This is a genomic window from Enterobacter cloacae complex sp. P14RS (assembly GCF_014895895.1).
GTDB lineage: Bacteria > Pseudomonadota > Gammaproteobacteria > Enterobacterales > Enterobacteriaceae > Enterobacter > Enterobacter bugandensis.
The window spans coordinates 159,173-171,526 of the sequence record NZ_JADBQM010000001.1 but is presented as its reverse complement, the minus strand read 5'-3'; the positions used below and the strand labels follow the sequence as shown (position 1 = coordinate 171,526).

The following is a 12,354-nucleotide window of genomic DNA, read 5'->3' as shown; positions in this document are numbered from 1 at the left end:
CTGAGTATTTTTCTACTGGGGGGTAGTATTAACCTACTGGGGGGGAGTACTATTTGCGCACGCTTTCCATACTGGAAATTCCAATGAACGATTTTGCTTCACTCCTGCAGCAGGGTAATGCCTGGCTGTTTGTTCCCAGCGCTATCCTGCTCGGTGCGCTGCATGGCCTGGAGCCGGGCCACTCAAAAACAATGATGGCTGCCTTTATCGTGGCTATCCGCGGCACGCTGAAGCAGGCGGTGCTGCTCGGTCTGGCGGCTACGCTTTCCCATACGGCGGTAGTCTGGATCATTGCCATGGCAGGACTATGGTTTGGCCGCGGCTGGGACGCACATACGTCCGAACCCTGGTTTCAGCTGATCTCCGGAGTGTTGATCGTTGCAATCGCCCTGTGGATGGCGTGGCGAACCTGGAAAGAGAGCCGGCCACACGATCATCATCACGATTGCCACCACCATCATGACCATGATCACCACCATGATCATGACCATCACCATGAACACCCGCTGGTTGAAGAGGAGTGGCAGGACGCCCACCAGCGCGCGCACGCGCAGGATATCAACCGGCGCTTTAACGGACAAAACGTGACGACAGGACAGATCGCGATGTTTGGCCTGACCGGCGGGCTTATCCCCTGCCCGGCGTCCATCACCGTTCTGCTGATCTGCCTGCAGCTGAAGCATTTTGCGCTCGGCGCGACGCTGGTATTCAGCTTCAGCATCGGTCTGGCGTTAACGCTGGTCGCTTCCGGCGCGATTGCCGCCTTAAGCCTTAAGCACGCGACAAAACGCTGGCCCGGATTTAGCGAACTTTCCCGCAAAGCACCGTGGATCTCCGCCGCGCTGATTATCGTGGTAGGGATTTACATGAGCCTGCATGGCCTGAGCGGCATTCTGGCGTAAGCAGGCGGCCACGCCCGGTGGCTGCCTTTCTGGTCAGATAAGAGTCTGCTGCCAGCTAAAGGTATAACGAAGCTGGCGCGTCTGCAGGATAAATTCCGGCGAAACGCTGGGGCTCCAGGAGTCATCGCCGCCCACCCCCATATGAAACGCATCGAGGTTGAGCCAGCACCCCGGCTCTTCCCGCAGCAGATGATGATGGGTTGTCTCACGCAGCTGCTGCTGGCTATAGCGGCCCACTGAGAAATGGAACGCGCCATTCAGCTGATGCGCACCCAGCACAAGTTTGCGGGTATCGCAGCGCAAACCATTTTCCGTCGGGAAGATATACGGCGTGTGCATGTCTGCCAGGGGCAGTGTCCAGCGCCCCTGCTGCGCCGCCAGCTTTCTGTCCGGGTAGTTTTCATGCGGCCCCAGCCCCAGCCAGTCAACCTTTTCTGGCGTTTCAGCGAGATGAACGCTCAGGCCAATGCGCGCGGGCTCCGGGATATCAGACGCAATATCGACCTGAATGTCGCCATGCAGAACCCCTTGCTCGTCCACCCGCCAGATTTTACGGCTCAGGAACAGCGCCCTGCCGCGATGCTCCAGGACATTAAGCGTGGTAACCACCACCTCACGCGCATGCTGCTCTGCCTCACAGTGCAGCATGCGCGAGGTGAGATCGTACATGCCCGCCGCTTTCCAGCGTTCAACCCACGCGTTTGGATCGATGCGCGTCGCTTCGCTCACCCCAATGTCGTTGTCCAGCGGCGCGCGGCTGATGTTATCCGTCACGGGTGAAAGCAGCGTTTCAACGCCATTTCGCCACCATTGAGTCAGGTATCCGGATGCGCGATCGAACTGCCAGCGCTGTTGACCATGCGCGATCGCCAGGATGCGGTCGTTTTGCGTCAAAACCGGCGGCTCGCCCGTAGAGGCTGGTGGTGCAATAAAGAGTGGGGCCGGAAGCGGCCACTGCTCCCACGCGCAGCGATGGCCTGCCGGTGACCACGGCGTTGCCAGCGGCTGGCGAACCTCAACGTTCAGCCAGATTTCACCCGGCCCGGCTTTCAATTCCGGCAGAGCGATCTCCAGACGCTGAACGCCTTCAGGGGCTATCGCCAGCGTCACCTCGCCCGAAGCCAGTACCTTCCCATCCCGGGCAACCGTCCAGCTCAGCACTTCGTTATCGGTAGGGCGGAACAGGTAGCCGCTTTGCACCTCAATCACCAGCGGAGAGGTACTGACCAGCGTAAAGGTAAAGAACTGCTGGGCGCGCTGCGCCTCGTACAGCGCCGGGTGCGGCGTGCGATCGGGGAAGACCAGACCATTGAGGCAGAACTGGCGATCGTTCGGCGTATCGCCAAAGTCCCCGCCGTAGGCCCAGAACGCGTTGCCCTTTTCGTCTTTCTTCGTCAACGCCTGATCGACCCAGTCCCAGACAAACCCACCCTGCAGGCGAGGATGGCTGCGAAACGCCTGCCAGTATTTCGCAAACCCGCCGAAGCTGTTTCCCATCGCGTGGGCGTATTCACAGAGGATCAGCGGACGCGTTTCGTCGGGCATACCGATCCATTTCTTGATTGACCATTTAGGCACCGCCGGGAAAGGCTGATCCCAATCGACCCGGGCGTACATCGGGCAAACAATATCGGTCGCCGCCGTATTCGCCCCGCCGCCTTCGTACTGCACCGGGCGCGTGGGATCGGTGGTTTTCAGCCAGCGGTACAGCGCATCATGATTCGCGCCGTGGCCGGACTCGTTACCCAGCGACCAGATGATAATTGAGGGATGATTGCGATCGCGCTGCACCATGCGGGTTACGCGCTCACTCATGGCGGGCAGCCAGCGCGGATCGTCAGCGAGGCGACTCATCGGTACCATACCGTGGGTTTCAATATTGGCTTCGTCAACAACGTACAGCCCGTAGCGATCGCAAAGCCGGTACCACAGCGGATGGTTCGGGTAGTGCGAGCAACGAACGGCGTTGAAGTTATGCTGCTTCATGATTTCGATGTCGCGACGCATGGTCGCCTCGTCCATCACCTGACCGTTTTCCGGGTGATGCTCGTGACGGTTAACCCCGCGGATCAGCAGCGGCTTACCGTTAAGCTTCAGCAGGCCGTTGCTGATGTCAACGCGGCGGAAGCCCACATCGCACGCCTCAACCTCCAGCACCTCGCCCTGCGGGCCGAGAAGCGCCATCGTCAGCCGATACAGTTCCGGCGTTTCAGCACTCCAGAGCGCGGGACGGTCAATGGGGATCGCCACCGTTAAGCGTTCGTCCCAGCTGCCGCGCTCGTCCACAACGGCAGACCCCGGACGCCGGGAAACGCTGGCGCATTTTTCACCCTTGCGCCACAGGGTAAAGACCACCTCGCAGTCTGCAAAGCCCGCCCCTGCCAGCGCGACATCTGCCTTAAGCACCGCGCGGTCCAGTTCCGCATTCAGGTCCGTCACCACGCGATAATCGGCAATCTGCGTTTCGGGTTTATGCAGCAGCGTCACATCGCGGAAAATACCACTCATGCGCCACATGTCCTGATCTTCCAGATAGCTGCCGTCGCACCAGCGCAACACCATGACCGCCAGGCGGTTCTCACCTGGCCGCAGGACCGTCGAGAGATCGAATTCGGCAGGCAGCCTGCTGTCCTGGGAATAGCCCATCCACCGCCCGTTGCACCACAGATGAAACGCAGAGTTCACGCCGTCAAAGATGATGCGGGTCTGCCCGCTCTGAAGCCACGCGTCATCCACATTAAATGTGAGCGAGTAACAGCCGGTTGGGTTTTCCTGCGGCACAAAAGGCGGATTAACGGGGATAGGATAGGTGACGTTGGTGTAGATGGGCGTGTCAAACCCCTGCATCTGCCAGTTCGACGGCACGGGCATCGCAACGGCGTCCGCACAATCTTCGGTTACCCACGCCTCCGGGATTTGCTCGGGTGCAGGAAAGTAGTTAAATCGCCACACCCCATTGAGGGAGCGTCTGCTGACGGATGCAGCATCATCCAGGGCAGGCTGTTCAAGACGCCAGCTGTGTAACGGCGCATGTGCCTCCAGACGGTTCCACTGGGTGACACCCGGGTTTTCCCAGTCCCGTCGGGCCAGAATGGCGCTGAGAGTCAGCGATAAAGTGTTGGGCATAGTAACCTCTTTGCGAAGCGCTCACAATTTTGGTTAACATGCCCTGGCACCCGGCGACGGTAAAGCACGCAATCGCGGGGTAGCGAGTCCGATCACAAAGTTTTATTTGCGGGCAAGCTGCCCGGCAAGGAGGGCCAGGCTTCTGAGCTGCTGCGCCAGATCCTCGCGTTCGGCCTGCTGCGGGGTACGGCGCGCGCTGGAATGGCGGGTCACCAGCGTTACCGGCAGCTGAACCTGCCAGCATTCCTCCCCCCCGCTGGGGGACAGAAGCCACTCCACGCTGCGCTCGCCCGCCTCTCGAAACGCCTGACGAATGGTCGTCAGCGGCGGAGAAAACCAGGCGCTGTCGGCCGTATCATCAAACCCGACCACCGATATCTGGCCAGGAACAGCTATCCCTTTTTCCGCACAGGCGCGCATTACCCCAAGCGCCATCTGATCGTTCGCCACCAGAATGGCATCCGGCAGTACCGCCCCCGAGAGCAGCACATGTCCCTTCTCATAGCCGCTGGCCGCGCTCCAGTCGCCGTAGGCCACCGCAGCCGCGTCGAGACCCGCCTGCGCCAGCGTCGCTTTCCATCCCGCCAGACGCGCGCGCGCAGAGACCGAGCTTTCCGGCCCGCTCAGCAGGGCAATATGCTGATGCCCCAGCGAAAGCAGATGCTCAACGCCCAGGCGTGCCCCCTCTTCGGCGTTAAACACGAGGCTATTTACCTGCGCTGACGGTGACACGTCGAGGAACAGCACCGGGACGGGCGTCGCCAGCGACCTGAGCGCTTCGGCGTGCGGATCGTCAAGCGGCACATTTACCAGCAGCGCGTCTACCCGCTGCGCCAGCAGCGCCTGAAGCGCCGCCTGACACTGCTGCGGCTGCTCCACCATGGAAATCAGGACGCTCGCCCCCTGCCCTGCAGCCCGGGATTTTACCGCCGAGACAATTTGCGAAGGCGCGTGCAGCGCCAGATCGGTGGTGATGAGCCCCAGCGTACGGGTGCGTTTCCCCGCCAGCTGCTGCGCCCGCAGGTTGGGAACGTAATGCAGCTCCGCCATTGCCTGCTGCACCTTTTCCCGCGTGCGGGCAGAGACGTGCTCCGCGTCGTTAATCACGCGGGAAACGGTCTGATAAGAAACCCCCGCAAGGAGGGCGACATCATAAAGAGTGATTGCTTTCATGCGTTCTGGCATCGCGATTTTCGAAGCGTCTATTCTGGCACAGCGACGCCGTTAAAACATGTGAGCGCTTCGCAAATTAAACAACCCGCTCCGGCTGCGTCATTTTCTCACCGCGCGGCTTCTGGCGGAACCAGGGCAAACAGAGCTGAATAAGCGGGCCAATGGTCAGAGCATACGCCACGGTTCCCACCCCAAACGAGCCACCCAGCACGCACCCAATCAGCAGGACGGACACTTCGATGGAGGTACGCACGCTGCGAATGGACCACCCCAGCCGGGCGTGAATGCCGGTCATCAGGCCGTCGCGCGGACCAGGCCCGAAACCGGCCCCGATGTACATGCTGGTGGCGATCGCGTTCATCACGATGCCCGACACCAGGAAAGCGATACGCACGGATAACGAACTCAGCTCGGGGATAAGCGCCATGCTGGCGTCCGCCGCCAGACCGATACAAATCACGTTGCTGATCGTGCCAAGACCGGGCATCTGACGCAGTGGGATCCACAGTAAGAGCACCGCAGCCCCGGTCAAAATGATCACCGTCCCAATGCTCATCCCCAGCTGTATTCCCACGCCAAGGTGAAACACATCCCACGGATCGACCCCCAGATCCGCACGAATAAACATCGCGGTGGAAAGCCCATACAGCCCTAAACCGACATACAGTTGTAGCAGACGACGTACCATTTTTATCTTCTCCAGTGAACCCGACTTTCATCCTGACCTAAAATGGCACTAAGATTAATGTCCAGTTTTTAAATAGTGGACTGCTCATGTCATCACGCCGCTTCGGAAGCCAGTCTTTGGTACGCCTTTTAGGGCACTGGCAGCAAACTTCATCCCGCACTCCGCTCTGGCGCCAGCTGGCTGACGCGCTGCGCTTATTAATCCTTGATGGCCGGCTGGCGCTGCATACGCGCCTGCCGGGTGAGCGTGAGCTGGCGACGGCGCTGAACGTCAGCCGAACAACCGTCAGCAGCGCCCTCGCCCACCTGCGTGAAGAGGGTTATCTTGAAAGCCGCCACGGCAGCGGGTCGCGCGTCATCCTCCCGGATGCACGCGCCGTTCCCACCCTTTCCGCAGCGAGCGTCGCCCTGGATCTTTCCACTGCCGCCCTCAGCGCCGGGCCGGAGATCCACCAGGCTTACACCCATGCACTTACGGCTATTACTCAACACCTCTCGCTGACGGGCTACGAGCAGCTTGGGCTGCCGGCGCTACGGGAGGCCATCGCTGCGCGCTATACCGCGCGAGGTCTTCCAACCCGGGCAGACGAGGTGATGGTGGTCAACGGTGCCGTCAGCGGGTTCGCGCTGGTGCTGCGGATGATGGCCGGACCGGGGGATCGCGTCGTGGTCGATCACCCCACCTATCCGCTGGCGATTGCCGCTATTCAGGGAGCACAGTGTCGGCCAGTAGGAGTGTCGTTGCCGGAAACGGGCTGGGATACGGATGGCTTTGCGGCTACGCTTGCCCAGACCGCGCCGCGCCTGGCCTACCTGATGCCAGATTTTCACAACCCAACCGGTCGATGTATGGATATCGCCACCCGTCAGGCAATCGCTGATATAGCAGCCCAGACCCGCACGGTGCTGGTCGTGGATGAAACGATGGTCGATCTCTGGTTTGATTCGCCACCGCCGCCACCGCTGGCATCGTTTAACCCGCAGGCCAGCGTGATTACGCTAGGCTCTGCCGGAAAAAGCTTCTGGGGCGGGCTGCGTCTCGGCTGGATCCGCGCCTCCTCGCGGACTATCGCCACGCTCGCCCAGACGCGCGATACGCTGGATTTAGGCTCGCCGCTGCTTGAGCAGCTGGCAACGCTGTGGCTTATCGACAATAGCGAGCGTTTTCTGCCCGCTCGCCGCAAGATGCTGGCGGAACGGCGCGATCGATGCAGTAACCTACTGCGAGAACATTTCCCGGAGTGGACGTTTCATGAGGCGGAGGGTGGGCTCTCTTACTGGATCGAACTTCCTGGCATGCTGGCGACACAGCTTGCCGCACGGGCAGAAATCATCGGGATTAACCTGGGATCCGGGACGCGGTTTGGCTTATCGGGGGCGTTTGACCGCTTTTTACGTATGCCCTTTTCGCTGGAGCCAGCGGAGCTGGAAGCGGCATTGCTGCGGATTAAACCGTTATGGCTCGCGCTAAATTCAAATACGCCAGCAGTCAAACGCCGCCTGGTTTAATATTAAAATTTTGAACTGGATCATAAAATAAAAACTGCTGACTGTAATATATGCAGTCAGCAGTTTTCACTGGTCAGGATTTAGTGCTGAGGAGGAATGGGGAAACCTTTCAGGGAAATAACGAAATTATCACCGTCTTTCTTTATTTTTGCACCGGTATCACACCAGTCAGACGCAATACGAAAGAACTCATCGCTTCCAACATTCCAGCCAAGACGTACATGCTTCACGTAGCCTGAGCGCAACAGAGCGCAGGCCTCGTTGTAGTCACTGGCAGTTGACAGTTGTTGTTTCATTTTCTCTTCTTCAGAAGTTTACGTAGAGCCTTGATTTCTTTAGGAGTAAAAGGAGAAACACTCTCTTCTTCCGTATGCTGATTATCAATATCCTCTTCCGATACTCCCGCCTCTTCTACTGCTTCAAACGCCAGCAGCAGCAGTTTCTCTGTGGTCACGCTTAAATTTTCGTTATTTACTTCCGCATAGTGGCGGAGTCTTTCTTTTAGCGCTTCGTCAATTTTAACATTTAAAACTGCAGTAGCCATGTTTGTCACTTCCCTTCGGAATAAGTACTTTATTTAATACACGAAGTTATCACTGTTATCCAGATCTATATTTTTTTGAATTTTGACGAAAATAGACGTCCAATTATAAAATGCCAATCTATTATTACAGGTTTATGACAGTAATATTTCAGAGCGATGAAATATATATTACACGGTATAGGCATTATATTATTGTGGAATAAAGGCTAAAAAGAGATGGAAACAGGAAAGATGGATGAGGCCACAAATGGGTGGGGGCCCTGCCAGCTACATCCCGGCACCCACGTCGTCTGCCCTGGCTGCTTCCTTCCGGACCTGACCTGGTGAACAGAGTAGCGTTGCGGGAGAACCAACAGAGCCCCCATTGAGAGCGTTGATAACCAACGCGCTGGCGCATTATCCCTGTGCGAAGAGCCAATTGCAAGCGACCAGGAACCGGATGCTGGTTTCTTGCGCAAACAGGCGCAGCAATCAGGACGATCTTCGTTTACCATGACGGTCCAAACATCCCCACAGGTGAAGGTATGGACGAAAACGACTCCTTTCCCCAGCGCGTATGGCAAATCGTGGCCTCGATTCCGGAAGGCTATGTCACCACCTATGGTAATGTGGCAAGGCTGGCAGGCTCTCCACGCGCGGCGCGACAGGTCGGCGGCGTCCTGAAACGGCTCCCGGAGGGAAGTACGCTGCCCTGGCATCGGGTAGTGAACCGTCATGGCGCTATCTCGCTGACCGGGCCGGATCTCCAGCGTCAGCGTCAGGCGTTGCTTTCAGAGGGTGTGCAGGTGTCGGGCGCAGGACAGATTGATTTGCAGAAATACCGCTGGGTGTACTAAACCCTCTCCCGAAGGAGAGGGTAAGAGCAACAGTTACATCTGGGTCGGTGGGGTTGGCAGGGACGGCTGATTGGTCTGTGGAGCAACCGGGACTTCGGTTTGCTGCACCGGCACCAGATTCAGGTCGATTTTGGTTCCACCGTGGTTAATGGCTTCCTGGACCGTATCGGTGATAAAGACCAGCTTGCCGTTGATGGTTACCGCTGCGCTCAGCAGAATACGGGCATTCGGCTGCACGTCTGACGGGTTATACGGCAACACGAAGCTAAACGGAGCCTGCTTACCTTCAGTACGGACCGCGCGCTGAGCCAGCACCTTCGACGGCGCGTCCGCCAGGGAAGCATCAGACAGCGTGACCGTTAGTACCGCATCCGGCGGCAGAGCGACTTTCTGTTTAATCCAGATTGTACCGGAAACGTTAGGCTGCTGAATGGATTGCTGTGAAAGGGTATTAATCCCGTTCGGATCTGCAGCTGGTACCGGCACCTGGGCGCTCTTACCGGCACAGGCGGACAACGCCACCGCAATAGCTACACCACTTAGCATGGGCACGAGTTTCATTGAAGTCTCCTTATCATCAATGCACCAGCGGGATCGATCCCATCCGATGTCGTTTCAATCACATAACGTTTTTAAGTGTGGCACAGATCACCGATTAATGCCTAAAAACGTGCCGACATTCAGATTATTCTACCCATCGGACCACTTTCATTTCTGCGTTATACTCTGCCTATCTTTCGCTACGGCGTTTATTGAGGATAATTATGAGTCAGGCACTGAACAATCTGCTGACATTACTGAATCTGGAAAAAATTGAGGAAGGACTCTATCGCGGGCAGAGCGAAGACCTCGGCTTACGTCAGGTTTTCGGCGGCCAGGTCGTTGGACAAGCGCTCTACGCTGCAAAGGAGACCGTCCCTGCAGACCGCCTGGTGCACTCATTCCACAGCTATTTCTTACGCCCTGGCGACAGCGCAAAACCGATCGTGTATGACGTTGAAGTCCTGAGAGACGGCAACAGCTTCAGCGCACGCCGCGTGGCGGCCGTTCAGAACGGTAAGCCTATCTTTTATATGACCGCCTCTTTCCAGGCGCCGGAACCGGGGTATGAACATCAGAAAGTGATGCCGCCAGCACCGTCGCCGGACGAACTCAAATCAGAGACCGATATCGCCCGCGCGCTGGCGCATCTGCTGCCGCCGCAGGTCAAAGAGAAGTTTCTCTGCGATAAACCGCTGGAGATCCGCCCGGTTGAGTTCCACAACCCCATGAAAGGCCACACCGCCGAGCCGAAGCGTCAGGTCTGGATCCGCGCCAATGGCACCGTGCCGGAAGATTTCCGCGTGCATCAGTATCTGCTGGGCTACGCGTCTGACTTTAACTTTCTGCCGGTTGCGCTACAGCCGCACGGCGTTGGTTTCCTTGAAAAAGGGATGCAGGTCGCAACCATCGATCACTCCATGTGGTTCCACCGTCCGTTCAATATGAATGAGTGGCTGCTTTACAGCGTGGAGAGTACGTCAGCGTCGAGCGCTCGCGGGTTTGTGCGTGGAGAGTTTTATACCCAGGACGGCGTGCTGGTCGCTTCTACGGTGCAGGAAGGGGTAATGCGTAATCGCGGATGATGGTGTGCGGCCTGATGCCCTCACCCTGCCCCTCTCCCATGGGAGAGGGAATAAGCATTAAAAACGGCAACCGAAGTTGCCGTTTTGCTTTTTATTAGGCGTTATACGCATTCTCGCCGTGGCTGTTGACGTCCAGACCTTCGCGCTCCTGCTCTTCCGGTACGCGCAGCCCAACGGTCATATCCGCCAGCTTATAGCCAATGAAGGCGACAACGGCAGACCACACCACGGTGATAGCGATACTTTCCAGCTGCACCAGCACCTGATGAACCATGGTGACACCTTCTGCGTAGCCCACGCCACCCAGTGATTTCGCGGCGAAGATGCCGGTCATGATACAGCCGACGATGCCGCACACGCCGTGGACGCCGAACACATCGCAAGGGTCATCCACGCGCAGCACGCGTTTCAGTGCGGTGACGCCCCACAGACCTGCCAGGCCCGCGACCAGTCCCACCAGCAGCGCACCACCGACACCCACATAGCCACACGCCGGGGTGATACCGACCAGACCGGCAATCGCCCCTGAACAGGCACCCAGCAGGGAAGGTTTACCGCGTACCGCCCACTCGCCGAATACCCAGGAGAGAATTGCACCCGCCGTCGCCACAACGGTGTTTACGAAGGCCAACGCGGCGATTTCGTTCGCGGCACTTGCGGAGCCGGCGTTGAAGCCGAACCAGCCAAAGTAGAGGATAGCCGTACCGGTAAACACCATCGGCAGGTTATGCGGTTTGAACGCCTCTTTACCGAAGCCCACGCGTTTGCCAATCAGGTATGCGCCCACCAGACCCGCTACCGCGGCGTTGATATGTACAACGGTACCGCCCGCAAAGTCCAGCGCGCCGTGCGTTGCCAGCAGACCACCGCCCCAGACCATGTGCGCAATCGGCACATAGGAGAGGGTCAGCCAGACCACCACGAAGATCAGAACGGCAGAGAAACGGATGCGCTCCGCCAGCGCCCCCACGATCAGCCCGACGGTAATGCAGGCGAACGAGCCCTGGAACGCGACGTGGATGTACTGGTAGAAGCTGCCCATCAGCGCGGTAAGCTCAATATTTTTCAGCATTACCCAGTCGAAGTTACCAAAGAAGGCGTTACCGGTACCGAAGGCCAGCGAGTAACCGTAAACCACCCACAGCACGCAGACCAGCGCGAACGTCACGGCAACCTGCGTCAGCATGGAGAGAACGTTTTTGCCGCGGATCAGGCCGCCGTAGAACAGCGCAATGCCCGGGATAGACATGAACAGCACCAGCGCGGTGCTGATCATCATAAAGGCGTTATCGGCTTTGTCTGCCACGGCAGGAGCAGCCAGCGCCAGGCCCGGCAGCAGTGCCAGCGAACCCAGACCCGTTTTAAGTGTTGCTATCTTCATTTTCTCGATCCCTATCACTGTGTGCCAGGCGTTATTTACAGTGCCGCTTCGTCAGATTCGCCGGTACGAATGCGAATGACGCGCTGCAGTTCGGCAACGAAAATTTTGCCGTCGCCAATTTTGCCGGTGTAGGCCGCTTTGCTAATCACATCAATCACTTCATCAAGCTGATCGTCAGCAATCGCGACATCAATTTTTACTTTTGGCAGAAAGTTAACGCTGTATTCCGCCCCGCGATAAAGCTCGGCATGACCCTTCTGACGACCAAAGCCTTTCACTTCGGTGACAGTCAGTCCCTGAATACCCATTGAGGACAATGCTTCACGCACGTCTTCCAGTTTGAATGGTTTGATTACCACCGTAACCAGCTTCATAGATCCCCTCCAGTCAGAATTCGGTAATGGCCGCAGCTCACGCAGAAGGTATTGCAAGGGGTGTGCCAGAAATGAAATGGAGGGAGAAAAGCGGTGCGACGAGCGTTATGCCGTCTTCCTTAATGAACCGGCGAAAAAAAACGCACCATGTCGGTGCACGGTGCGTTTCAGTATTGCACCAACAGGAATGACTGTTA

Annotated in this window: 11 protein-coding genes, 1 other RNA gene and 1 pseudogene; 4 read left to right on the top strand and 9 right to left on the bottom strand. The window is 57.9% G+C overall.

Translation table 11 applies throughout. The features are described 5' to 3' along the window. Window positions 1-83: 83 nt before the first annotated feature. Window positions 84-902 carry a nickel/cobalt efflux protein RcnA gene (locus IM295_RS00825; RefSeq protein WP_088205225.1) on the top strand — a complete coding sequence of 273 codons (819 nt, stop codon included), beginning with the start codon at window positions 84-86 and terminating at the stop codon, window positions 900-902. Between the two features lie 33 nt (window positions 903-935). Here the strand turns inward: IM295_RS00825 and IM295_RS00820 are convergent, their stop codons facing one another. The 3 genes from IM295_RS00820 to IM295_RS00810 all read right to left on the bottom strand — a co-directional run bounded on the left by IM295_RS00820 (window position 936) and on the right by IM295_RS00810 (window position 5,889). Beyond that, window positions 936-4,028, bottom strand: coding sequence for a beta-galactosidase (locus IM295_RS00820; RefSeq protein WP_193066084.1), 3,093 nt, complete (start codon window positions 4,026-4,028; stop codon window positions 936-938). Window positions 4,029-4,130: 102 nt separating this feature from the next. Beyond that, the gene (locus tag IM295_RS00815; protein WP_028012179.1) at window positions 4,131-5,201 is read right to left on the bottom strand and encodes a LacI family DNA-binding transcriptional regulator; all 1,071 of its coding nucleotides are present in this window, start codon (window positions 5,199-5,201) and stop codon (window positions 4,131-4,133) included. A gap of 76 nt (window positions 5,202-5,277) precedes the next feature. Continuing rightward, window positions 5,278-5,889: a YitT family protein gene (locus tag IM295_RS00810; RefSeq protein ID WP_028012178.1), complete on the bottom strand. Its 612-nt coding sequence runs from the start codon at window positions 5,887-5,889 to the stop codon at window positions 5,278-5,280. Between the two features lie 86 nt (window positions 5,890-5,975). Here IM295_RS00810 and IM295_RS00805 point away from each other — a divergent pair, with 86 nt between their 5' ends. Further along, on the top strand, window positions 5,976-7,397 hold the full coding sequence (locus IM295_RS00805) for a PLP-dependent aminotransferase family protein (RefSeq protein ID WP_193066083.1): 1,422 nt from the start codon (window positions 5,976-5,978) through the stop codon (window positions 7,395-7,397). Window positions 7,398-7,477: 80 nt separating this feature from the next. Here IM295_RS00805 and IM295_RS00800 read toward each other — a convergent pair whose 3' ends face one another. The 3 genes from IM295_RS00800 to ffs form a co-directional block, all read right to left on the bottom strand. Next, complete coding sequence (locus IM295_RS00800) at window positions 7,478-7,693, bottom strand: hypothetical protein (protein WP_028012176.1); 216 nt, start codon at window positions 7,691-7,693, stop codon at window positions 7,478-7,480. Beyond that, entirely contained in the window at window positions 7,690-7,941 is a 252-nt protein-coding gene (locus IM295_RS00795; protein ID WP_006176926.1) for a hypothetical protein, read from the bottom strand. Before IM295_RS00795 ends, IM295_RS00800 begins: the two co-directional genes overlap by 4 nt. A gap of 258 nt (window positions 7,942-8,199) precedes the next feature. Next, window positions 8,200-8,296: signal recognition particle sRNA small type (gene ffs, locus IM295_RS00790), an RNA gene on the bottom strand. 84 nt (window positions 8,297-8,380) lie between these two features. On the opposite strand from ffs, the pseudogene IM295_RS00785 reads away from it, so the two are divergent. Further along, window positions 8,381-8,777 (top strand): annotated as a pseudogene (locus tag IM295_RS00785) (MGMT family protein). Window positions 8,778-8,810: 33 nt separating this feature from the next. Here IM295_RS00785 and IM295_RS00780 read toward each other — a convergent pair. Beyond that, window positions 8,811-9,338 carry a YbaY family lipoprotein gene (locus tag IM295_RS00780; RefSeq protein ID WP_080328050.1) on the bottom strand — a complete coding sequence of 176 codons (528 nt, stop codon included), beginning with the start codon at window positions 9,336-9,338 and terminating at the stop codon, window positions 8,811-8,813. A 203-nt stretch (window positions 9,339-9,541) separates the two neighbouring features. Between IM295_RS00780 and tesB the strand changes: the two genes are divergently transcribed. After that, window positions 9,542-10,402, top strand: a complete 861-nt coding sequence (gene tesB, locus IM295_RS00775; protein WP_028012172.1) for an acyl-CoA thioesterase II — start codon at window positions 9,542-9,544, stop codon at window positions 10,400-10,402. A gap of 94 nt (window positions 10,403-10,496) precedes the next feature. On the opposite strand, the gene amtB is transcribed toward tesB, so the two are convergent. Both amtB and glnK read right to left on the bottom strand, forming a co-directional pair. Further along, the gene (gene amtB, locus IM295_RS00770) at window positions 10,497-11,783 is read right to left on the bottom strand and encodes an ammonium transporter AmtB (RefSeq protein WP_014882787.1); all 1,287 of its coding nucleotides are present in this window, start codon (window positions 11,781-11,783) and stop codon (window positions 10,497-10,499) included. Window positions 11,784-11,818: 35 nt separating this feature from the next. Beyond that, window positions 11,819-12,157 (bottom strand): P-II family nitrogen regulator, encoded by a 339-nt coding sequence (gene glnK / locus IM295_RS00765; protein ID WP_008503304.1) that lies wholly within the window; start codon window positions 12,155-12,157, stop codon window positions 11,819-11,821. Window positions 12,158-12,354 lie beyond the last annotated feature (197 nt).